Annotated in this window: 22 protein-coding genes and 1 riboswitch; of the genes, 17 read left to right on the top strand and 5 right to left on the bottom strand. The window is 37.8% G+C overall.

The genetic code is table 11. From position 1 onward, the window contains the following. Positions 1–4: 4 nt before the first annotated feature. Both thiE and BLR62_RS07595 read left to right on the top strand, forming a co-directional pair. Positions 5–649 (top strand): thiamine phosphate synthase, encoded by a 645-nt coding sequence (gene thiE / locus BLR62_RS07600; RefSeq protein ID WP_090795432.1) that lies wholly within the window; start codon positions 5–7, stop codon positions 647–649. 63 nt (positions 650–712) lie between these two features. Beyond that, positions 713–1,231 carry a type 1 glutamine amidotransferase domain-containing protein gene (locus tag BLR62_RS07595; protein WP_090795430.1) on the top strand — a complete coding sequence of 173 codons (519 nt, stop codon included), beginning with the start codon at positions 713–715 and terminating at the stop codon, positions 1,229–1,231. 96 nt (positions 1,232–1,327) lie between these two features. Here the strand turns inward: BLR62_RS07595 and BLR62_RS07590 are convergent, their stop codons facing one another. Both BLR62_RS07590 and BLR62_RS07585 read right to left on the bottom strand, forming a co-directional pair. After that, positions 1,328–2,686, bottom strand: a complete 1,359-nt coding sequence (locus BLR62_RS07590; RefSeq protein WP_090795428.1) for an ammonium transporter — start codon at positions 2,684–2,686, stop codon at positions 1,328–1,330. 35 nt (positions 2,687–2,721) lie between these two features. Further along, positions 2,722–3,063 (bottom strand): P-II family nitrogen regulator, encoded by a 342-nt coding sequence (locus BLR62_RS07585; RefSeq protein WP_090795426.1) that lies wholly within the window; start codon positions 3,061–3,063, stop codon positions 2,722–2,724. Positions 3,064–3,272: 209 nt separating this feature from the next. Here BLR62_RS07585 and BLR62_RS07580 point away from each other — a divergent pair, with 209 nt between their 5' ends. The 7 genes from BLR62_RS07580 to argF all read left to right on the top strand — a co-directional run bounded on the left by BLR62_RS07580 (position 3,273) and on the right by argF (position 13,204). Continuing rightward, on the top strand, positions 3,273–3,695 hold the full coding sequence (locus BLR62_RS07580) for a DUF4064 domain-containing protein (RefSeq protein ID WP_090795423.1): 423 nt from the start codon (positions 3,273–3,275) through the stop codon (positions 3,693–3,695). 43 nt (positions 3,696–3,738) lie between these two features. Further along, entirely contained in the window at positions 3,739–4,839 is a 1,101-nt protein-coding gene (gene ddlA / locus BLR62_RS07575) for a D-alanine--D-alanine ligase (RefSeq protein ID WP_090795420.1), read from the top strand. Between the two features lie 331 nt (positions 4,840–5,170). Continuing rightward, positions 5,171–6,430: an argininosuccinate synthase gene (locus tag BLR62_RS07570; protein ID WP_090795419.1), complete on the top strand. Its 1,260-nt coding sequence runs from the start codon at positions 5,171–5,173 to the stop codon at positions 6,428–6,430. Next, the gene (gene argH / locus BLR62_RS07565; protein ID WP_090795415.1) at positions 6,427–7,857 is read left to right on the top strand and encodes an argininosuccinate lyase; all 1,431 of its coding nucleotides are present in this window, start codon (positions 6,427–6,429) and stop codon (positions 7,855–7,857) included. Before BLR62_RS07570 ends, argH begins: the two co-directional genes overlap by 4 nt. A 100-nt stretch (positions 7,858–7,957) precedes the next feature. Next, the gene (locus tag BLR62_RS07560; protein WP_090795413.1) at positions 7,958–9,046 is read left to right on the top strand and encodes a carbamoyl phosphate synthase small subunit; all 1,089 of its coding nucleotides are present in this window, start codon (positions 7,958–7,960) and stop codon (positions 9,044–9,046) included. Continuing rightward, complete coding sequence (gene carB / locus BLR62_RS07555) at positions 9,039–12,251, top strand: carbamoyl-phosphate synthase (glutamine-hydrolyzing) large subunit (protein WP_090795410.1); 3,213 nt, start codon at positions 9,039–9,041, stop codon at positions 12,249–12,251. The genes BLR62_RS07560 and carB overlap by 8 nt, the downstream gene beginning before the upstream one ends. A 2-nt stretch (positions 12,252–12,253) precedes the next feature. Beyond that, positions 12,254–13,204, top strand: coding sequence for an ornithine carbamoyltransferase (argF, locus tag BLR62_RS07550; protein WP_090795408.1), 951 nt, complete (start codon positions 12,254–12,256; stop codon positions 13,202–13,204). A 67-nt stretch (positions 13,205–13,271) separates the two neighbouring features. Here argF and BLR62_RS07545 read toward each other — a convergent pair whose 3' ends face one another. Continuing rightward, entirely contained in the window at positions 13,272–13,904 is a 633-nt protein-coding gene (locus tag BLR62_RS07545; RefSeq protein ID WP_090795406.1) for an NAD(P)-dependent oxidoreductase, read from the bottom strand. Positions 13,905–14,107: 203 nt separating this feature from the next. Here BLR62_RS07545 and murB point away from each other — a divergent pair, with 203 nt between their 5' ends. From murB to ribH, 5 genes are all read left to right on the top strand, one after another. Beyond that, on the top strand, positions 14,108–15,022 hold the full coding sequence (gene murB, locus BLR62_RS07540; RefSeq protein ID WP_090795403.1) for a UDP-N-acetylmuramate dehydrogenase: 915 nt from the start codon (positions 14,108–14,110) through the stop codon (positions 15,020–15,022). A gap of 52 nt (positions 15,023–15,074) precedes the next feature. After that, positions 15,075–15,225: riboswitch (FMN riboswitch) on the top strand. Positions 15,226–15,399: 174 nt separating this feature from the next. After that, positions 15,400–16,485 carry a bifunctional diaminohydroxyphosphoribosylaminopyrimidine deaminase/5-amino-6-(5-phosphoribosylamino)uracil reductase RibD gene (gene ribD / locus BLR62_RS07535; RefSeq protein WP_090795401.1) on the top strand — a complete coding sequence of 362 codons (1,086 nt, stop codon included), beginning with the start codon at positions 15,400–15,402 and terminating at the stop codon, positions 16,483–16,485. Positions 16,486–16,491: 6 nt separating this feature from the next. Continuing rightward, the gene (locus BLR62_RS07530) at positions 16,492–17,136 is read left to right on the top strand and encodes a riboflavin synthase (protein WP_090795399.1); all 645 of its coding nucleotides are present in this window, start codon (positions 16,492–16,494) and stop codon (positions 17,134–17,136) included. A gap of 12 nt (positions 17,137–17,148) precedes the next feature. Next, positions 17,149–18,339: a bifunctional 3,4-dihydroxy-2-butanone-4-phosphate synthase/GTP cyclohydrolase II gene (locus tag BLR62_RS07525; RefSeq protein ID WP_090795397.1), complete on the top strand. Its 1,191-nt coding sequence runs from the start codon at positions 17,149–17,151 to the stop codon at positions 18,337–18,339. Positions 18,340–18,350: 11 nt separating this feature from the next. Then, positions 18,351–18,821, top strand: coding sequence for a 6,7-dimethyl-8-ribityllumazine synthase (gene ribH / locus BLR62_RS07520; RefSeq protein ID WP_090795395.1), 471 nt, complete (start codon positions 18,351–18,353; stop codon positions 18,819–18,821). A gap of 74 nt (positions 18,822–18,895) precedes the next feature. Here the strand turns inward: ribH and BLR62_RS07515 are convergent, their stop codons facing one another. Beyond that, positions 18,896–19,378 (bottom strand): glutathione peroxidase, encoded by a 483-nt coding sequence (locus BLR62_RS07515; protein ID WP_090795392.1) that lies wholly within the window; start codon positions 19,376–19,378, stop codon positions 18,896–18,898. Positions 19,379–19,501: 123 nt separating this feature from the next. Further along, positions 19,502–20,470: an oxygen-dependent tRNA uridine(34) hydroxylase TrhO gene (gene trhO, locus BLR62_RS07510; RefSeq protein WP_090795390.1), complete on the bottom strand. Its 969-nt coding sequence runs from the start codon at positions 20,468–20,470 to the stop codon at positions 19,502–19,504. A gap of 198 nt (positions 20,471–20,668) precedes the next feature. Here trhO and BLR62_RS07505 point away from each other — a divergent pair, with 198 nt between their 5' ends. Genes BLR62_RS07505 through BLR62_RS07495 form a run of 3 tightly spaced genes read left to right on the top strand, consistent with a single transcriptional unit; the run spans position 20,669 to position 21,876 of the window. Next, positions 20,669–20,956, top strand: coding sequence for a hypothetical protein (locus tag BLR62_RS07505; protein ID WP_090795388.1), 288 nt, complete (start codon positions 20,669–20,671; stop codon positions 20,954–20,956). Positions 20,957–20,973: 17 nt separating this feature from the next. After that, a complete protein-coding gene (locus BLR62_RS07500; RefSeq protein ID WP_090795386.1) occupies positions 20,974–21,429 on the top strand; it encodes a GNAT family N-acetyltransferase in 456 nt (151 codons plus the stop codon). A gap of 3 nt (positions 21,430–21,432) precedes the next feature. Beyond that, on the top strand, positions 21,433–21,876 hold the full coding sequence (locus tag BLR62_RS07495; RefSeq protein WP_090795384.1) for a GNAT family N-acetyltransferase: 444 nt from the start codon (positions 21,433–21,435) through the stop codon (positions 21,874–21,876). The last annotated feature ends 280 nt before the right edge of the window (positions 21,877–22,156 follow it).

The raw sequence follows: 22,156 nt of genomic DNA, 5'->3' as shown, positions 1-22,156 counted from the left end.
TTAAATGGTATTTTCGAAGGATATACTCTCTGTTTATTTTATATTAGGAAGTCAGAACGTCCCTGGCAAAGACCCAATCGGAATATTAAAACAAGCGCTTGAAGGTGGTATTACCGCCTTTCAATTTCGTGAAAAAGGAAAAGGTGCGGTCGTGGGGCGAGAAAAGTTTGAATTAGCAGAGCGGATGCAAACGTTATGCAAATCATATGACGTGCCATTTATTATAAATGATGATGTTGATTTAGCTATTTCTTTGAAAGCTGATGGACTTCATATCGGTCAAGATGATCAGGCGCTAGCTGATGTAAAAGAAAAGCTAGCTGATTTAAACATGTTTATTGGTGTATCAGCAAGAACAAAAGAAGAAGCGCAAGCTGCGATTGACGGTGGTGCGGATTATATTGGAGCGGGACCCATTCATGTAACATCGACTAAACATGATGCTAAAAGTCCGATCGGGATTGATGGCATTAAATCGTTAAAGAATGAAATTGGCTCATTTCCATTAGTCGCTATTGGAGGCATTCAATTAGAAGATGTGTTACCGCTAAGAGAAGCGGGGGCTGATGGTGTGTCTGTTATTTCTGAGATCAGTGCTTCTGATGACCCTAAAGAAAGTGCGCAGCAATTATGTAACCAGTTCAAATAGAATGAGGTTTAATAAATGGACAAATAGGTTAAACAACTAATAAATGTCATAAAGGAGGTCGCTATGCGATTATCAAATAAAAAAGTATTAGCATTTGTGGAAGAAGATTTTGAAGATCTTGAACTTTGGTACCCTGTTTTAAGACTTCAAGAAGATGGTGCTGAGGTTACGTTAGTAGCTAAAGAATCTAAAACATATACAGGTAAATATGGTGTTCCGGCTGATGTTGATGTCACTTTATCTGAAGTAGACCCTTCAGATTATGATGCGTTACTCGTGCCTGGTGGATGGGCACCTGATAAATTAAGACGCTATCCGGAAGTCATCGACATAACCCGTCATTTTGATGAAAAGAAAAAAGTGATTGGCCAAATTTGTCATGCCGGCTGGGTTTTAATTTCAGCTGATATCTTACAAGGTGTAAAGGTAACGAGTACGCCGGGAATTAAAGATGATATGACGAACGCTGGTGCAGAATGGGTTGATGAAGCGGTTATTGAAGATGGACATATTATTTCAAGTCGTAGACCGCCTGATTTACCACCTTATGTTAAAGCTATTTCCGATAAGTTAGCAGACTAATTAAAAAGAGCGGCACATTGCATAAAGCAGTGTGCCGCTTTTCAATATCTAAACAAATTATCTATTTACATTTTGGGGGGGGATATAAATAATTTGTTAAGAAGTTGCTTTGGATTCATTTAAATTGTTTAAGCGATCGGCAAGGCCTAATTCACCTTTTGAGTCAATGCTTTCTCGACCACCTAATGTGTCTTTAAATTCGTAAGCTCTTGATCCGTGCTCACTAAGGTCAAGGCCGATTTCTTCTTCTTCTTCAGATACGCGGATTGAGCTGAAGCGTGTTAGAACAAATGTAACACCGCCAACTGTGATCATCGTCCAAAGAATAACAGCGAGAACACCAATTGCCTGAACAAGTAGCTGATTAGCTCCGAATCCGTATAGTAAACCTGTATCTAACGAGAATAACCCAACAGCAAGCGTACCCCAAACACCACATAGACCGTGAACGGTTGTTGCGCCTACTGGATCATCAATTTTTAACTTCGTATCAAAGAATGTAATACCTTCAACTAATAGAACACCTGAAATTAAACCGATAACGATCGAACCGACAATCGATACCTCTGCTGTACCTGCTGTGATCCCTACTAGACCTGCTAACACACCGTTTAAAGCAAGTGAAGCATCAATTTGTTTAAAGCGTAACTGTGAATATAGTGCGGTTGAAATAAGACCGGCAGCACTAGACATTAGAGTTGTTGCAATAACCATAGGAATAAGTTCTGGATCTGCTTCTAATGTACTACCGCCGTTAAAGCCGAACCAACCTAACCATAGAATAAAGACGCCCAATGCACCCATCGGAATGTTGTGTCCTGGAATAACATTTACTTTTTTGCCAGTATATTTACCGAGTCTAGGTCCTAAGAATAAAACAACGGTAAGTGCACCTGCTGCACCTGTTAAGTGAACAACTGTAGAACCAGCAAAGTCACTAAATCCTAATTCTGCTAACCAACCGTCAGCCCAAATCCAGTGCCCAACAACGGGGTAGATAACACCTGTCATGGCAATAACGATTAAGACGTACATTCCAAGTTTCATTCGTTCAGCAACAGCACCTGAAATAATAGTAGCACATGTTGCAACAAACATAGCTTGGAAAACAAAGAAACCAATATCTTCAACACCACTTAATAAAAAGCTGTCTGATCCAAATAAAGTACCTGACGTTTCACCGAACATAATACCGTATCCTATTAAATAGAATAGCATAGGGCCAATACTAATCGTTAAAAAGTTTTTCATAATAATGTTCAATGAGTTTTTTGATCGTGTAAACCCTGATTCAACCATTGCAAAGCCTGCATGCATGAAGAATACTAAGAATGCAGCGAGCATTACCCACAACATATCAACAGTTGATTGGGAAACAGCTGGTTCTGTTTCGGCAAAGGCAGGGGTAGTTAGGAATAAACTGAATAAAAGTAATAATGCAATTTTCTTAATCATATCAGATCGTCTCCTTTAAATTATATAATCTTTTTTTAAATAACTGCTTCTTGACCGCGTTCTTTTGTTCTAATTCTGATCGCGTCTTCAACTGGATAAACAAAAATCTTACCGTCTCCAATTTGATCTGTACTACATGTTTCAATAATGAGGTCAATGATTTTATCGAGTGCTTCTTCATTAATCACAAGCTCGATTTTAATCTTAGGTACAACTTTGATTTCGAAACTTGTTCCTCTAAATACACCTGTTTGACCTTTTTGCTTTCCTGTTCCAGCCACCTCTGTGACTGTAATACCACTGATGCCTTCATCCATTAATCGATCTCGTACTGTTTGAAATTTCTCTGGACGAATAATCGCTTCAATCTTTTTCATTTAACTCGCTCCCTCCATGTAAGGTTTCTTAACATCTTAAGTTATGTAAATTATCATATACCTAATTTTCAGATAATTCAAGGTTTTTAATGGAAATAATATGTATTGTTTTTGAATTAAACTTATCTAACCATTAGAATGAAAAAGGAATCGTATTCTGATTTGTGCTAAAATAGGGAAGAGATTTGAGTGAGAGGAGATTGTCAGTCATGATAAGACGTAAAGTTGAGGTTGCGCTAATTGTTTTAGGTATGGTGTTTTTTGCCTTTTTAGCGGTGTCAGGTGTTAGTATGATCATGATCCATAATGATCCAGAGGTAGCGACAGAAATGTATGAAGAATTTCAAGTGGAAATGCCTGCAGAAGAAATACCTATATATGAAGAGTTTGTTGATTCACTCTTTACAAACGGTGTTATGGTCATTGTGATTGGTGTCATTGCTGTTTTAGCTGGTGGGTTTGGAATCTTCTTATTTAAGGGGAATAAACAACCGAAACCTGCTGCGATTCTTTTGTTGATGACAGGTGGACTAGTAGGCTTCTTACAATTTGGTATTGCCATATTCGGCAGCGTATTTTATGTGATTAGTGGTTTAATGGGGTTATTGCGTAAGCCAAAACAAGAAGTATAATCGTAAAGAGAGATGCTTGATTTTTTATTAAAGGAGTAAACAAATGGAGAAATTAACAATAGGGATTGTTTTTGGTGGGAAGTCTAGTGAACATGAAGTTTCATTGCAATCTACAAAAAATGTAGTGGAAGCAATGGATCGTACAAAATATAATATTGTGTTAATAGGTGTTGATAAATCAGGGCGTTGGCATTTGTGTGATGAAAGTGACTTTTTAAACCATGCAGATGACCCGGCTCGTATTCAGTTGAATAAGACAAATCAGCGAATAGCAGTCGTTCCGGGTGAAGAATCTGCCCAAATCATTGAACTTCAAAATCATAAACCTGTAGGTGAAATTGATTGTATCTTCCCGGTTATACACGGAACATTAGGCGAAGATGGGAGTTTACAAGGTTTATTACGTACTTTGAATCTTCCGTTTGTAGGCGTTGATTTATTAGGGTCAGCCGTTAGTATGGATAAAGATATTGCTAAACGATTATTACGTGATGCTGGTTTATCTGTCGCGAATGGGTTTGTGTTTAAGAAGCATCAACACTCTTTAATTAAGTATGAAACTATTGTGAAGGAACTGAGTACGCCGCTATTTGTAAAACCTGTTAACCAAGGTTCATCGGTTGGAGTTAACAAAGTGAATTCAGAAGCTGAATTTTATCAAGCAATTGATGAAGCTTTTCAATATGATGATAAACTTTTAATTGAAGAGACGGTAAACGGGCGAGAAATTGAATGTGCAATTTTAGGAAATGAAGATCCGAAAGCCTCTTTGCCTGGTGAAATCTTGCCTCAAACAGACTTCTATTCTTATGAGTCTAAATATATAAATGAATCAGGCGCGAAATTACAAGCGCCAGCTCGACTTAGTGAGGAAGAAACTAAACGTGTTCAACAAGTCGCTTTAAATGTGTTTAATGTTTTAGACTGTGAAGGGATGGCACGTGTTGATTTCTTTATGAAGGAGAATGGTGATTTAATCATTAATGAGGTTAATACCATTCCGGGCTTTACGAAAATTAGTATGTATCCCAAACTATGGGAGATTACAGGTTTGACTTATCCTGAGTTGATTGATCGTTTGATTGTGCTAGCATTTGAACGTTTTAACCGCAAACAACAACTAAAAAGTGCAGTGTTTGAATAACGATAAACCAAACCTTTGTTCAACAGGGAATCATGTTCTCTGTCGAGCAAAGGTTTATTTTTGTATAAATATAAAATCGTGTGTATAAAGAATACGAGATCTATAGAACGATAATAGATAGAAAAATGAAACGAATAGTAAATGAATAAAAAAGGTAAGGTCTATGAAGCGTGTGTTTACAGTATTCTTAACCGATGTGCGTCATCCATTCTTAATAAACGTAAAAAAATTTGAATTTACGGTTGAATTTTTATTCTTTTTGATGCATAATAATACACAAGATCAAAAACGGATACTTTTTATATCATTATAAAACTAGGGGGACGTCAAAATGGCAAAAGAAAAAGTCGTATTAGCATATTCAGGTGGATTAGATACTTCAGTAGCAATTAAGTGGTTACAGGATCAATATAATTATGATGTCATTGCTGTTGGTTTAGATGTAGGTGAAGGAAATGATTTAGAGTTTGTTAAGAAAAAAGCAATCGATGTAGGTGCAATAAAATCGTATTCGGTAGATGCTAAAGCATTATTTGCTGAAGATTACGTTTTACCAGCTTTACAAGCGAATTTACTTTATGAAGGGAAATACCCTTTAATTTCAGCTCTTTCTAGACCGCTTATCGCAAAAGTATTAGTGGATATCGCTGAAAAAGAAGGCGCGGTCGCTGTTGCGCATGGTTGTACTGGAAAAGGAAACGATCAAGTTCGTTTTGATGTTGCCTTTACAGCACTTAACCCAAACTTAAAAATTGTTGCACCAGTTAGAGAATGGAAGATGACACGTGATGAGGAACTTGCTTATGCAGAAGAGCATGGTATTCCAGTTCCAGTAGGAAAGAAAAGCCCGTATTCAATTGATGAGAATCTTTGGGGAAGAAGTAATGAGTGCGGTATCCTAGAGAATCCTTGGGCAGAAGCACCAAAGGATGCATTTGATTTAACGAATGACCCTGTAGATGCACCTGATGAGCCAGAAACGATTCAATTAACATTCGATCAAGGAAAACCAGTTGCGATTAATGGTGAAAAGATGGACTTAGATACATTGATTCTAGAATTAAATCAGATTGCCGGTAAACATGGTGTTGGTAGAATTGATCACGTTGAAAACCGTTTAGTAGGGATTAAGTCAAGAGAGATTTATGAAGCACCGGCGGGTCTTACGATTATTGCAGCTCACCAAGAGTTAGAAGCTTTAACATTACCGAGAGAAGTCTCAGCGTTCAAACCAACCATTGAACAGAAGTTAGCACAGACTATTTATGATGGTCTTTGGTATTCACCATTAACAGAAGCGTTGCAAGCTTTCATTAAGGAAACGCAAAGCTTTGTATCAGGTGAAGTGAAGGTTAAATTATACAAAGGATCTGCTCAAGTTGTCGGTAGAAAATCAAATCATTCATTATACGATATGGATTTAGCGACTTACTCTGAAGGGGATGCGTTTGATCACGAAGCGGCATTAGGCTTTATCAAATTATGGGGCTTACCAACTCAAGTTCATGAAACCGTAACTAAAGCTCAACAAAATAAAAAAGCATCGATCACAAAAACGACGTTCGATGTGAAAGAAGCGGTTAAACAATGAAACTCTGGGGTGGAAGATTCACTAAACCGACGAACGAACTTGTCGATGAATATGGCTCATCAATCGGTTATGACTATAAATTAGCGAAGTTTGATATACAAGGAAGCATCGCTCATGTCAATATGTTAGCTGAATGTGAAATCATAGACTCAGAAGATAAAGATCAGATTGTTAAAGGTTTGAAAGAAGTGGCGGCTCAAATTGAAAGTGGAGAAGCCGAATTAACCGTAGCAAATGAAGATATTCATATGAATATTGAAAAACTATTAATTGATCAGATAGGTCCAGTGGGTGGTAAATTACACACTGGACGAAGTCGAAACGATCAAGTAGCACTCGATATGCGTCTTTATTTACGGGAGGCTGTCGTCACATTAACAGATTTGTTGTTAAACACACAACAAGCACTCTTAAAACAAGCAAAAGAAAACATTGATACGATTTTGCCTGGGTACACTCATTTACAACGCGCTCAACCTGTTCTATTTGCCCATCACCTCATGGCGTATGTATTTATGTTCCAACGGGATCTAGAGCGTTTAACAGATAGTTATAAACGAATCAATCGTTCACCACTGGGTGCCGGGGCACTTGCTGGAACATCTTTTGCGATTGATCGAGAGAGTGTCAGTGAAAGACTAGGTTTTGATGGTGTGACGGAAAACAGTTTGGATTCGGTTAGTGACAGGGATTTTGTCGTTGAATTTTTGTCAGATGCGTCACTCATCATTATGCATTTATCGAGATTGTCTGAAGAATTAGTTCAATATTCAAGTGCAGAATTTAACTTTATTGAACTAGATGATGCATTTTGTACAGGAAGCAGTATGATGCCGCAGAAAAAGAATCCGGATATTCCGGAATTAGTACGTGGGAAGACAGGTCGTGTGTTTGGTCACTTAACGGGCATGTTGACAACGTTAAAGGGGCTACCTTTAGCATACAATAAAGATATGCAAGAGGATAAAGAGGGTATGTTTGATACGGTGGAAACGTTAATCGGTGCGCTTAAGCTGTTTGCGCCGATGATTGAAACGATGACTGTTCATCAAGATGTCATGTATGAAGCGGTAGCTAAAGACTATTCCAATGCAACGGATTTAGCAGATTATTTAGTTGGCAAAGACATTCCGTTTAGAGAATCCCATGCGATTGTCGGTCAAGTTGTATTATATGGAATTGAACATGATAAATATTTAATGGATTTTACGTTAGATGAGTTCCAGCAGTTTTCAGAATCAATCACAGACGATATTTATCATGCACTTTCTCCATCTGCTGTTGTCAATGCGAGAGATGTTGAAGGTGGAACGGCTAAAGTTCGAGTAGAAGAACAATTTATGAAGGCATCTGAAATGTTTAACACCAGTCAATCGTGGATTGATGAAAAGCAGAATCAATTAAAAAAACAAGAATTAGACAAATAAGAAGAAAAGCTTGCGTATAACCAAGCTTTTCTTTTCTGAACCAAATGCATAATTATTTATAAAAAAGTATAAATATACTTATCGGTAGAGGAGGAGAAACATGGAGATCAAAAAGGGGTATTTAGTGTTATCTACAGGTGACGTGTTAGAGGGTAAGTATCTAGGTGATGTGATTAAACAAGAAGGGGAACTTGTTTTTAATACAGCAATGACAGGGTATCAAGAAGTGATAACAGACCCATCATATGCGGGTCAAATTGTGACATTAACCTATCCATTGATCGGAAATTATGGCTGTCATGATCAAGTTTCTGAGAGTGTTGATGCTGGTTTAGCTGGATTAATCATTGCAACACCGTGTATAAATCCACAACATGCTAAGTCTATGTATAGTTTAGTTGAATATGTTGAAAAAGTGCAATTACCGACTTTGTATGACGTTGATACACGTGCGTTAACAAAAATCATTCGAAAACACGGAGAAGTATACGGGAAAATAACGGACTCAAAAGACGACACCGTACAAATGAGTACCGTTCATTCAGAGCTTGTTAAACGTGTATCAACGCCAAACATTCAGTCATTCAAACAAGAGCAAGGAAGCGCAAAGGCGCATTGTGTTGTTATTGACTATGGTTATAAAAAGTCAATTGTTGATGCGTTAATTCAAGATGGTTGTGATGTGACAATTGTTCCTTTTAATACAACTTATGAAACGATTCAATCTCTCGATCCTGATGGTGTGGTCTTCTCTAATGGACCTGGTGATCCAAAACATTTAAGTCATCAATTAAACACGATTAAACAAATTGCAAAATCTTATCCTTCGCTTGGGATCTGTTTAGGACATCAACTCGTGGCACTCGCTTTTGGCGCCAATACCAAACGTCTCCCGTATGGTCATAGAGGGAGCAATCATCCAGTGAAAGATTTACAGACAGGTAAGGTTATGGTGACAAGTCAAAATCATGGTTACGTCGTTGATGCCCAGGGTCTTGAGGCAACAGAGTTGAATGTGACACATGTCAATGTCAATGATCAATCTGTTGAAGGCCTTAATCACGAGCACCATTTAATTCAAACTGTACAGTTCCACCCAGAAGCACATCCGGGTCCTGTGGATACACATTATTTATTTAATCAATTTGTGAAGCAATTAGAAAACGAAGGGGCGAAGCAGCATGCCTAAAGATCAAGCAATAAAAAAAGTACTTGTTATTGGATCAGGCCCTATTGTCATTGGTCAAGCAGCTGAATTTGATTATGCTGGAACCCAAGCTTGCTTAGCACTAAAAGAAGAAGGCGTTGAAGTCGTATTAGTCAATAATAATCCAGCGACGATCATGACAGATGAAAATATAGCAGATGCTATTTATCTTGAGCCTTTAACGTTAGAAGCCGTTACGAATATTATAAAAAAAGAACGTCCAGATGGTTTATTACCAACACTAGGCGGGCAAACAGGACTCAATTTAGCAACCGAATTGACTGAAGCAAATGTTTTGAGTGACTATGGTGTGACCTTATTAGGAACCCCACTTGAAACGATTCAAAATGGTGAAGATCGTGATTTATTTAAAGCACTCATGAAAAAGATTGATGAACCGGTGGCTGATAGTCTATCGGTTGAATCGATTGAAGAAGCGATTAAGTTTGCCAATGCGACGAAGTATCCTTTAATTGTTCGTCCTGCTTATACACTAGGTGGTGCTGGTGGCGGGATCGCTAATGACGAAGAAGAATTAAAAACGATTGTAAAAAATGGTCTGTATCAAAGCCCGATCAATCAAGTGTTGATTGAACAAAGTGTGAAAGGTTATAAAGAAGTTGAATACGAAGTGATGCGTGATGCGAATGATGCGTGTATGATCGTTTGTAATATGGAAAACTTGGATCCAGTGGGGGTTCATACAGGTGATAGTATTGTCGTAGCGCCCACCCAGACGTTAACCGATTCGCAGCACCAAATGTTAAGAACTTCAGCCGTTAAAGTAATTCAAGAACTCGGTGTTATTGGTGGCTGTAACGTGCAATTTGCTCTTCATCCAGAGACAGATGATTATATCATTATTGAAGTAAATCCTCGTGTTAGTCGCTCGAGTGCACTTGCTTCAAAAGCGACAGGGTATCCAATTGCACGTATCGCAGCGAAATTAGCACTTAATTATCATTTAGATGAAGTGTTAAACCCAATTACGGGGGATACATATGCAAGTTTCGAACCATCTATTGATTATGTTGCATTAAAAATCCCGCGTTGGCCATTTGATAAGTTCTATCAAGCGGATCGTACGCTTGGGACACAGATGAAAGCAACTGGAGAAGTAATGGCTCTAGCACGAAACTTCCCTGCTGCACTTAATAAGGCGATTCGCTCTCTTGAAATTGGTCTTGATTCGATCGAATTGAATCAGACATCTTCTTTAACAAATGATGAATTAGAAAAAGGATTAGTTGACGTTACCGACAACCGATTATTTTTACTGGCTGAGGCATTTAAAAGAGGTTATTCAGTTGAATCGCTATATAAAATCACGGGTATCACACACTATTTTTTAAATGAAATCGAATCGATGATTTCAATTGTTCGTGATATAACGTCAAAATCTTTCTCAGTGATCACGGTTGATGAGTGGCAATTATTAAAGACATATAGTGTGTCAAATTCATATTTAGCTAAACAATTTGGTGTGACGACAGCAGAAATTGAAAAACATTATGATGAGCTCGGTTTACAAGCTAGTTATAAAATGGTGGATACGTGCGCAGCCGAATTTACAGCGGATACGCCTTATTTTTATAGTTCTTGGAATGAATTTGATGAAGTTGAAGCGATGGATGGAAAACGTCGAATGGTTGTTTTAGGTTCAGGTCCTATTCGAATTGGTCAAGGAGTAGAATTTGATTATTGTTCAGTTCACGCAGCGATGTCGTTAAGAGAACAAGGGATCGATTCAGTCGTGATTAATAATAACCCTGAAACAGTTAGTACCGATTATAGTACGGCTGATCATTTATATTTTGAACCATTGTCAGAAGAAGATGTCCTGCAAGTTGTTAAAAAAGAAAAGGCAGATGGGGTTCTTGTTCAATTTGGTGGACAGACAGCGATTAACTTAGCGGATGGTTTATCAAAAGCCGGTGTTGATGTCATTGGAACTGATTTAAGTATGATTGAGGCGTGTGAAGACAGAAAGCAATTTTATCAATTATTAAATGACCTTGATATCCCACATATTCCTGGAGATACGGTTGATTCAGTTGAACAAGCAAAAGAAACGGCGGAGAAGATTGGTTACCCTGTTTTAATGCGCCCTTCTTATGTGATCGGTGGTCAAGGCATGGTCGTTGTGAATAATGAGTCTGAGTTAGCGGTTTACTTAAAAGATTTAATGGATGAGACCCCTCATTATCGGATTTTCCCTTTATTAATTGATCAATTTATTACCGGAATGGAAGTTGAAATTGATGCGGTGTGTGATGGTGGTGATGTAATTATACCCGGTATCTTTGAACATGTTGAAAAAGCGGGTGTTCACTCAGGTGATAGTGTCGCCATTTTCCCATCACCTAATTTGACAAACGAAGAAAAATCCCAAATCACACTCTTTACTGAAAAAATTGCATCAGCCTTGAATGTTAAAGGCATGCTTAATATTCAATTTGTGATTAGTCAAGATCGAAAGACGGTTTATTTACTAGAAGTTAATCCGCGGGCATCTCGTACTGTTCCAATCGCAAGTAAAGTAACAGGCGTTCAATTAATTGATTTAGCGACACGTATACAAATGGGGCAGCGACTTAAGGATCAGGGATGGAACCTTGGTTTGCATCAAGAGATTCCGTTTTATGCTGTGAAAATGCCTGTATTTTCAGCTAATAAATTACCTGGTGTAGATCCGATTCTAACTCCCGAAATGAAATCAACAGGAGAGGCGATCGGATTAGGGTATACAGTTGAAGAAGCCTTAAGAAAAGCTTTCGGATGGAAGAATGAATACTTTTTACCGATTCATGAAGAAAAAGGGTTGTATCTCTCATTATCGAATGTCAATCAAGCATTGGTTGATGCGTTAAACACACTGAATGGACCGATTTACACATCTAAAGAAACTGATGAGCAATTAAAAACGTATGGATTTACTCAGGCTATTTCATTGAATGAACAAGAGAAACAAGCGTTATTTGATGACGATAAAGTATCAGTTGTCGCAGATGATCAGTCAAATGAGATGTTGACCAAAGGGTTAAAAATTGGTGCTGTCATTTTAAGTCGTCTCGAAACAACGATTGCATACTTGAACGCATTAAATTCTAAACATTATGATGTTGAACGATTGAAAGATTATCGTGCACACATGCCAACTATTAATCAAACAAAAGTCGAGGTGTAGAGATGTTTGCAGATGTAAGTCAAGAACTAAAAGGAAAAGATTGTTTAACGTTATTTGATTATACACCTGAACAATTAACGTATCTTTTACAATTAGCAAAAGATATTAAAGTAAAACAAAAAGCGAATCAAATTTATCAGCCCCTAAAAGGTAAAGTGCTAGGTATGATCTTTGAAAAATCATCAACCCGTACACGTGTGTCGTTTGAGTCGGGTATCTATCAGCTAGGTGGAACAGGATTATTTTTAAGTTCAAATGACCTCCAATTAGGTCGGGGAGAGTTAATATCTGATACAGCAAAAGTGTTAAGTGGTTATTTAGATGGGATTATGATTCGTACCTTTTCACAAGCTGATGTTGAAGCACTCGCCAGTGATGCGTCGATTCCTGTTATAAATGGTCTAACGGATGATTTTCATCCATGTCAAGTACTTGCTGATCTTCAAACGATTGAAGAAGAGAAAGGAAAGTTACAAGGTTTGAAAATTGCTTATATTGGTGATGGGAATAATATGGCTCATTCGATTATGGTAGGAGCGGTTAAGATGGGGATGCATTTTGCGACGGCAGCACCAGCTGAGTATTTACCCAAACAATCCATCACAGAAAAGGCTCAAAAAATTGCTGATGAACAAAAGGTTGATATTAATGTAACGACAGATCCAGTTGAAGCGATTAAAGATGCTGATATTGTCTATACAGATGTTTGGGCAAGCATGGGTCAAGAAAGTGAACAAAAAAAACGCGAAACATTATTCGCCGATTATCAAGTGAACAAAGAATTATTAACACACGCCAAAGACGATTATTTATTTATGCACTGCTTGCCTGCTCATAGAGGTGAGGAAGTGACAGCTGATATTATTGACGGTGATCACTCTGTTGTGTTTCAAGAAGCGGAAAATCGTCTTCACGCTCAAAAAGCATTAATGGTTGCGCTAATGGGTGATTAGTCTCTCTAGAAATAAAACATCCCCTAAACACTTGTTTATTAAGTGATTAAGGGGATGTTTTTTGGTGCTAAACACCGACAACTGTAAAGCGTGTATTCTTATGTTTAGGCTGTTCTATCTCATCAACAAGGGCAATGGCATAATCATGATAGCTAATATAGCTATCTCCATTACTATTTACTATGACGTGATCTTTTCCTACTTTATAATCACCCGTTCTTTCGCCTTCATAATCAAACTGAATAGCTGGACTAATGTGAGTCCAGTTCACATCAGGTGTTGCTTGGAGTAACTTTAGAGCTTTTGTCATATTTGATGCTGTGGGATAAATGAAATCTGGGAAATCAGGCGTTTCATAAAGGTGCGTCTTTTTTTGTTCATCAACATATAAACTACCAGCACCTCCGACGACAATTAATCGGGTGTTTGTTCCAGCTAATTGATCAATTAGATGTTGGTGAGATGTGACATGTAAATGTTCTTCTCCAGCTGGAGCGTTAAAAGCGTTGACGACGACATCGAAACCTTCTAAATCATTTGTTGTTAAATTAAATAAATCTTTTTCTAAGACTTGTATTTGTTGGTGCTTAAACTTGGCTTGATTACGAATAATCGCTGTGACATCGATTCCTCTATTTTGTGCCTCCTCAGCAATAAGGGTCCCTGCCTTACCTGTTGCACCAATAATTCCGACTCTCATTAAAACGCCTCCTTGAATGTTTACTTAAGTTTTAGTTTCACATAACCTTTATTCCGTGTAAATTGATGTGCTTAATTGTCTTAAAAATGTAAAATATGACATAAAACAGTCATGAAAGAAGATGGCATAAGTTTACTCACCCTGTTATAATTGAGTTTGTGCAAAGATGAATTTTTAAAAATTAAGATTAGAGGATGAGGACAATGGCTGAACGTCATTCAATCGAAGTTGCCTTAACTGAATGTGTAGGAAAGGATTATCTATTTGTAGATGAACCTCTTAAACACCATATGTATACACAATTGGGTGGAAAGGCAGATTATTTTGTTACACCCACAACTATAGAAGCAGCACAAGCTGTTGTGAAATATGCAAACACAATTAAGACAGACTTTACATTGCTTGGAAATGGATCGAATTTAATTGTACGTGACGGTGGTATTCGTGGCATTGTGATGTCACTGAAATATTTGAATGAAATAACACATGAAAATGATCTTGTCATCGCACGTAGTGGGGCTAGGATTATTGATGTGTCCTATTATGCGCTTGAACAGTCGCTTTCTGGACTTGAGTTTGCTTGTGGTATTCCAGGAACTGTTGGCGGGGCACTGTATATGAATGCAGGAGCTTACGGTGGTGAAATTAAAGATTGTTTGAAAGAAGCGGTCGTACTGAATCAAGAAGGCGAACGGTTAACGCTCTCGGCTGATGAGTTAGCGTTAGGGTATCGCACAAGCAACATTCCTGATCGGAAATATATTGTATTAGAAGCACGTTTTCAGTTGAAATCAAAAGAGCAATCCATGATTAAAGACGAAATGGATGATTTAACCGAGCGTCGTGAATCAAAACAACCGTTGGAGTATCCGTCTTGTGGAAGTGTGTTTAAACGACCGCCAGGCTATTTTGCTGGAAAATTAATTCAAGATGCGAATTTACAAGGAAAAGGTATTGGTGGTGCAGAAGTATCGACTAAACATGCCGGTTTCATTGTTAATAAAAATCATGCTACAGCAAAAGATTATATCGATGTCATTGAAATGGTTCAAAAAGAAGTGAAGGAAAAGTATAATGTCGAACTCGAAAGAGAAGTTCGTATTATAGGTGAAGAGTAAATAGGTGCAATCGAAAAAAAAGTGTGTTAAACTATGATCAATTAAATAATTAAAATTCTTTTGGGGCAGGGTGTAATTCCCGACCGACGGTATGAGATGATCGAATCATCTTAAGTCCGTGACCCGGAGCAGCTGACGTTGCGAAGGTGGATTTGGTGAGAGGCCAAAACCGACAGTTAGAGTCTGGATGAGAAAAAGAATGGTTAAAACGATCAACATTTCGTCTTACTACAAGTATAAGGTTTGTTTTTTGAACCGTTTTGCTTGACGTATTTTAGCGAAAGGATCGTTTGTTAATGACTGAACAAGCCAAAGCCCCAGGTATGTATCTGGGGCTTTTTTTTAATGAATAAAATCTGATCGAAGGAGGGGACGTTATGAAAGCAGCTGATTATATGGAATTAGCCTTGTCATTAGCGAAAGCAACCGTAGGTCAAACGAGTCCCAATCCATCAGTTGGTGCCGTTGTTGTTAAAGACGGACGAATTGTTGGAATGGGAAGTCACTTGAAGCCAGGTGAAGCACATGCTGAGGTTATTGCGCTTGAGCAAGCAAAAGATCACGCAGTGGATTCAACCGTTTATGTCACGTTAGAACCGTGTGCGCATTATGGTAAAACACCACCCTGCGCTCGCTTGTTAGTCGAAAAACAAGTAAAACGTGTTGTCATCGCATCCGTTGATCCAAATCCGAATGTACAAGGGAAAGGTATTCAGATATTAGAAGAAGCAGGCATTGATGTTGAAGTCGGTCTAAAAGAAAACGAAGCACTTGAACTGAATCGTTTTTTCTTTCATTACATGCACTATAAAAAACCTTTTGTCACATTAAAAGCAGCGACAACATTAGATGGTAAAATTGCGACAAAAACGGGAGATAGTAAGTGGATTACATCAAAAGATGCACGGATTGATGTTCACTTAGACCGTGCGAAACATGATGCGATTTTAGTGGGTAGTCAAACGGTAAAAGCCGATGACCCTCAGTTAACGGTTAGAGAACCAGCTGTAGGGACGTCCCCTATTCGAATTGTTTTATCAACCGATTTAGATTTTAGCTTTTCAGAACGTGTTTTTGATCATGCTGCTAAAACATGGCTAATCACGACGAAGCATGTAAGTGAACAACGCATTCAAACAGTTCCAGAACACATTGAAGTCATTCAATTAAACACAGATACAGTTGAGATTAATGCTGTCCTTGATGTATTGGGTGAAGGAGGTATTCAATCCTTGTATGTTGAAGGGGGACGCATGGTTCATGCGAGTTTTATAAAAGCAAAAGCCTTTCATCGAATACAGTGGTATATTGCACCGAAAATGTTAACAGGGATAGACGCACTAACAGCCGTTGGTGGTCAGTCACCTGAGTGGATGAAGGAAGCGATTGACCTTGAATTTGAAGATGTTGAAAAAATAGGTCCTGATTTAAAAATAACAGCACGACAAAAAAAGGAGGCGTAACCTACCATGTTTACAGGTATTGTTGAAGAAAAAGGTTTAATTGAAGCTATTGAACAAGAGTCAACAAGTTTGGTCTTATCGATTAAGGCACAATTGATTATGTCAGATGTTAAGATTGGCGACAGTATTGCTGTTAATGGTGTTTGCTTAACAGTGACAGATTTTACGGATAACGGATTTACAGTTGATGTGATGCCAGAAACGTTTCGAGCGACATCATTAAAGCAATTAGAAGTTGGCAAACATGTGAATTTAGAAAGAGCGATGGCAGCTAACGCGCGTTTCGGTGGGCATTTTGTTTCAGGTCATGTCGATCGAGTTGGGTATATTAAAGATATGTGGGAAGAAGCTAATGCGAAATATATGCTTATTTCATTTGAAACAGAAGATGGTCGCTATTTTATCGATAAAGGCTCGGTAACAGTCGATGGAACATCGCTAACGGTATTTGACCGTAAAGAAGATGCTTTTATGATCTCGTTGATTCCTGAAACCCAATCAGCCACCATTTTAGGGGGTAAGGAAGTTGGCGATCCTGTCAATTTAGAATTTGATCTATTAGCAAAATATATCGAGCGTTTGATCACGCATGATGCATCAGGTGATGATGTAACGAAAGAAAAACTTGATCAATTTGGATTTTTAAAGTGAGGCGAATAGCAAATGAACACAGTTAAAGAAGCAATAGAGGCATTAAAAAGTGGTGAGATGATTATTGTTGTCGATGATGAAAATCGTGAGAACGAAGGCGATTTTGTCATGCTTGCTGAGCATGCAACACCAGATGCGATTAATCAAATGGCAACAGATGGGCGAGGACTTATTTGTACGCCTATTTCAAAAGCTATTGCGAATCGTTTAGGGCTAATGGCGATGGTTGATCAAAATACCGACCCCCACGGTACAGCTTTTACAGTGAGTATTGATCATCATACCGCTCATACAGGGATTAGTGCATATGAACGTTCGGAAACCATTTTAGCGATGTTAGAAGAAGATGCAACGGCTGCGGATTTTAAGCGACCTGGTCATGTATTTCCCCTAATAGCAGAGGACGCAGGTGTTCTCGTAAGACCGGGACATACTGAGGCGGCAGTTGACTTGGCTCATTTAGCTGGATCGGTGAAAGCAGGCGTTATATGTGAAATTATGAATGAAGATGGTACGATGGCAAGAATGCCAGCTCTTGAACAACTGGCTAAAGAAAAACAAATGAAAATGATTTCGATTGAAGATTTAATTCAATATCGAAAAAAGCACGATCAGTTGATCGATAAAGAGGTTGAAATCCAACTACCGACTGAATACGGTGACTTTCGATTAGCAGCCTACACAGAGAAGACGAGTGGAAAGGAACACGTCGCTTTAATTAAAGGTGATATTGAAAATGAAGAAGCACCACTTGTTCGCATTCACTCGGAATGCTTGACGGGTGATGTGTTTGGTTCGCATCGTTGTGATTGTGGCCCTCAGTTAGAGCAAGCATTAAAAGAAATTGAAGAAGCAAAAGCAGGCGTACTTGTCTATATGCGTCAAGAAGGTCGAGGCATTGGACTCATTAATAAATTGAAAGCTTATAAGCTTCAGGAAATTGGTTATGACACGGTTGAAGCGAATCACCAACTAGGTTTTGAAGATGATTTGCGAGATTATGCCGTGAGCGCACAGATCTTAAGAGATGTAGGGGCTTTAAAAATAACGCTTCTTACAAACAACCCTCGGAAAATGGATGGTATGACATCTTATGGGATTGATGTCGTTGAACGTAAAGCGATTCAAATTCCATCCAATAAATCCAATGAACATTATTTAAATACAAAAAAATCTAAATTAGGTCATTTATTAAAAGGCTAGGAGGAAAAAATATGAGTAAAAAAATTGAAGGTCAATTAGTAGGAACGAATTTAAAAGTAGCAATTGTGGTGGGACGTTTTAACGATTTTATTACAAGTGAATTGTTAAGTGGTGCTGAAGGCACATTGAAAAGACATGGTGTAAAAGAAGATGATATCACAGTTACATGGGTACCGGGTGCGTTTGAAATTCCACTTGTCGCGAAAAAGCTAGCAGACTCAAACGAATATGATGCTGTTATTACGTTAGGGACAGTTATTCGCGGTTCAACTCCACACTTTGATTATGTATGTAGCGAAGTGGCTAAAGGTGTATCGAATGTATCGTTAAATTCAGGTGTTCCTGTTATTTTCGGTGTATTAACAACTGAAACGATCGAGCAAGCGATTGAAAGAGCTGGAACAAAAGCGGGTAATAAAGGTGCAGATGCTGCTGTATCCGCAATTGAAATGGCGAATTTAATTCGTGATTTGAGTAAATAATGAAGAGAGATTGCATAATAAAAACAGCTAATCAGACAAGAAAATGACTGCTTAGCTGTTTTTTGTTTTATAGATTAACTTTTTTCTAGCTGTTCTTTAATAAATTCTTCAATCTTTTCTGGTTCGGTTTTAGGTGCAAAACGTTCAACAACCTCACCTTGGCGATTAATTAAGAATTTAGTGAAATTCCACTTAATTTTTCCGCCCATTACACCAGGTGCCTCTTGTGTTAAATAAGTGAATAAAGGATGTGCATTTTTTCCATTAACATTTATTTTGCTAAAGAGAGGGAAAGTAACACCAAAATTCATTTGGCATGTTTGGTTAATATCTTCATCTGTTCCTGGTTCTTGATTTAAAAATTGATTACTCGGAAAACCAAGCACCGTGAAACCTTGATCTTTATACGTATCATGCAACTGTTGTAAACCGTTAAATTGATTTTTAAGGCCACATTTAGTTGCTGTGTTAACGATTAGAAGAACATCACCTTCGTAATCGCGTAATGACTGTTTTTCTTGGTTGATCGTTGTGACATTAAAGTCGTATACGCCCATGAAAAAGCCTCCTTTTTGTTAACGATAGCAACCTGCTCTATGAAAGTCAAAGTATATGCAATGGTAGGTGGACAAACGAAAGATGCCAGGCAATATTCAATATTGTCTGGCATCTTTTCATATTTATACAGCTTTTCCGACAGATTCGTCTTTTAAAGCTTCTAGTCGTTCTTGTACTTGTTTATCTGTTAAACCGTGTTCTTCAACATAACGGTTTCTCTCATGAACTCGACATTCGTGCGTGCAACCACGTAAATATTTATGTTCATTTTCTTCTGAACAAATGATTTGTTCGTTGCATTCAGGGTTGCCACAATTCACATAACGTTCACATGGTGTATCATCGAAATAATCGCGACCGACAACAACATGTTCAACTTGATTGATAGGGACGCTGATACGTTCATCGAATACATACATTTTACCATCCCACAGTTGTCCTTTTGTTTTCGGGTGTTTAGCGTATGTTGCAATGCCTCCGTGCAATTGGTTAACATTTTCAAAACCTTTTTCAAGTAACCAACCTGAGAATTTCTCACAACGAATACCGCCTGTACAGTAAGTTAAAATCTCTTTGCCTTCAAACTTTTTCTTGTGTTCTTCAATCCAGTCAGGTAACTCTCTGAAGGTACGAATATCTGGACGAATAGCCCCTCGGAAATGACCGAGATCATATTCATAATCATTTCTGGCATCAATCACAATCGTATTCTCATCTTGCATCTTCTCATAGAATTCTTCTGGTTCTAAGTAGTTCCCTGTAACTTCGTTAGGATCAATGTCTTCAGCACCTAAGCGTAATGTGACAAGCTCTGGACGATGTTTGACCTTCAATTTCTTAAAAGCGTGCTGATCAGCTGGATCGACTTTGAAGGGCATATCGCTAAAGCGAGGATCGTCATGCATGATTGCCATATACTTTTCGGTCGCCTCAACTGGACCTGAAGCTGTGCCGTTAATCCCTTCATGTGAAACAAGAATACGCCCGCGTAATCCCAGTGATTCACAAAGTTCTTTATGTTCCTTAACGAATGCGTCAGGATCCTCCATTTTCACATAATGATAGTACAATAATACTTGATAATTTTCCATTTTAATAACCACCTAATTCATCGTATTTGCAAGATACGGTTGTAGGGGTACACGATAGTCTCTTGCAAGTCAATATTATAAGTGAGTCAAGGTATTTTTTCAATCTTTTAGTTTATTATCTAAAAATTGAATCTGCTTATTAAGTTGCGATTTAGAAGCGAAGCTGATATATTTTTCAAATGAAGGGTGTGACGTGTTATGAATGAAAAAGATCAGTATATTATTGAACAATATAAACAACAGGAAAATGTCATGATCTTATTGTTTGCGCAGTGGTGTGTGAATTATGACCTTAACCCAACAGAAATTTATCAAAAGGCTTATCCTAATCAACCGATATCAACTCGTTTGTTAGAAGCATTAGATCAAACGGTTCCGAAAAAGGAAGCGGATGATATAGATAGAGAATTATTGTTAGACGTATTACAAGCTTATGGAAATGATGATTTAGCGTTTGAAGTTGCGCAGATTAAAATAGAAAAATGAAAGGCGGGGGGATAGCAATGGAAAACTGGATAATTAAATCGTTCGATCAATTACTGCCAATAGAATGGTATAAAATAGCGACATTAAGATCTGATACATTTATTGTTGAGCAGGATTCTGCATATCATGAATTTGATTCGTGTGATCAAGTCAGTGATCACATTTTTTTAATGAAAAATGATGATGTTGTGGCTTATGCGCGATTAATTCCTAATAGCTACTTTTATGATGAAGCATCGATTGGGCGAGTGATTGTTAAATCTTCTGAACGCGGGAATGGCTATGCAAAAGCGTTAATGGAACAAAGCATTCTACATATGTTTAAGAAAATGAATGAACCTAGTATAAAAATCCAAGCAGAAGCTTATTTAGAGAAATTTTATGGAACGTTTGGGTTTGAGAGCGTATCAGAGAAGTATTTTGATTGCGATATCGAGCATGTAGACATGCTTTTAAAGCGAAGGGAGGACTAGACGATGAAATGGCATCTTAAAACGTTTAATCAATTGAATTTACAAGAGCTCTATACAATTTTAAAGTTAAGAGTCGATGTGTTTGTTGTGGAGCAAAATTGTGCTTATCCTGAGGTCGATGGTGTTGATGTTGAATGTCTTCATCTATTTGCGACAGAAGGAGAGAAAATTGTAGCCTATTCACGCTTGATTACAGGTGAAGAAGCTGACCATGTATCCATTGGACGAATTGTTGTTCATCCAGAACATCGTCAGAAAAGATACGGCATTGAACTCGTCAAACAATCGATCGAAGTGGTTGAATCGAAATTTCCTAACCGTTATCAAAAGGTTCATGCGCAAGTATACTTATTAGCCTTTTATCGATCGTTTGGTTTTAAAGAAGTGACTGAGCACTATTTAGAAGATGGGATATGGCACGTGGATATGATTCGGCAAAAAGCTTAGTAAAAGGAGATTGATACGATTTTTCAAAAAACGAAAGGATAGAATTTTAAAATTCTATCCTTTAATTTAATAAAAATGTTGACAAAGACAGGAGAATGTTTTTATACTGAAGCATAGTATAGCATTAGTCGAAAGCTATCGTTTTTTTATTCGAAAAAGTTGGTCTGGGAAAACTTTATTAACTAATCGAAACTTTAATGATTATTAGTAAGATAGAAATTTTTTTACGAAAAAGTTGCACTAACGCAACTTAATTGTCTATAGTAAATATAATGCGGTA

This window comes from Pelagirhabdus alkalitolerans (assembly GCF_900096905.1).
Taxonomy (GTDB): domain Bacteria; phylum Bacillota; class Bacilli; order Bacillales; family Amphibacillaceae; genus Pelagirhabdus; species Pelagirhabdus alkalitolerans.
This window is presented reverse-complemented; position numbering and strand designations above follow the sequence as displayed.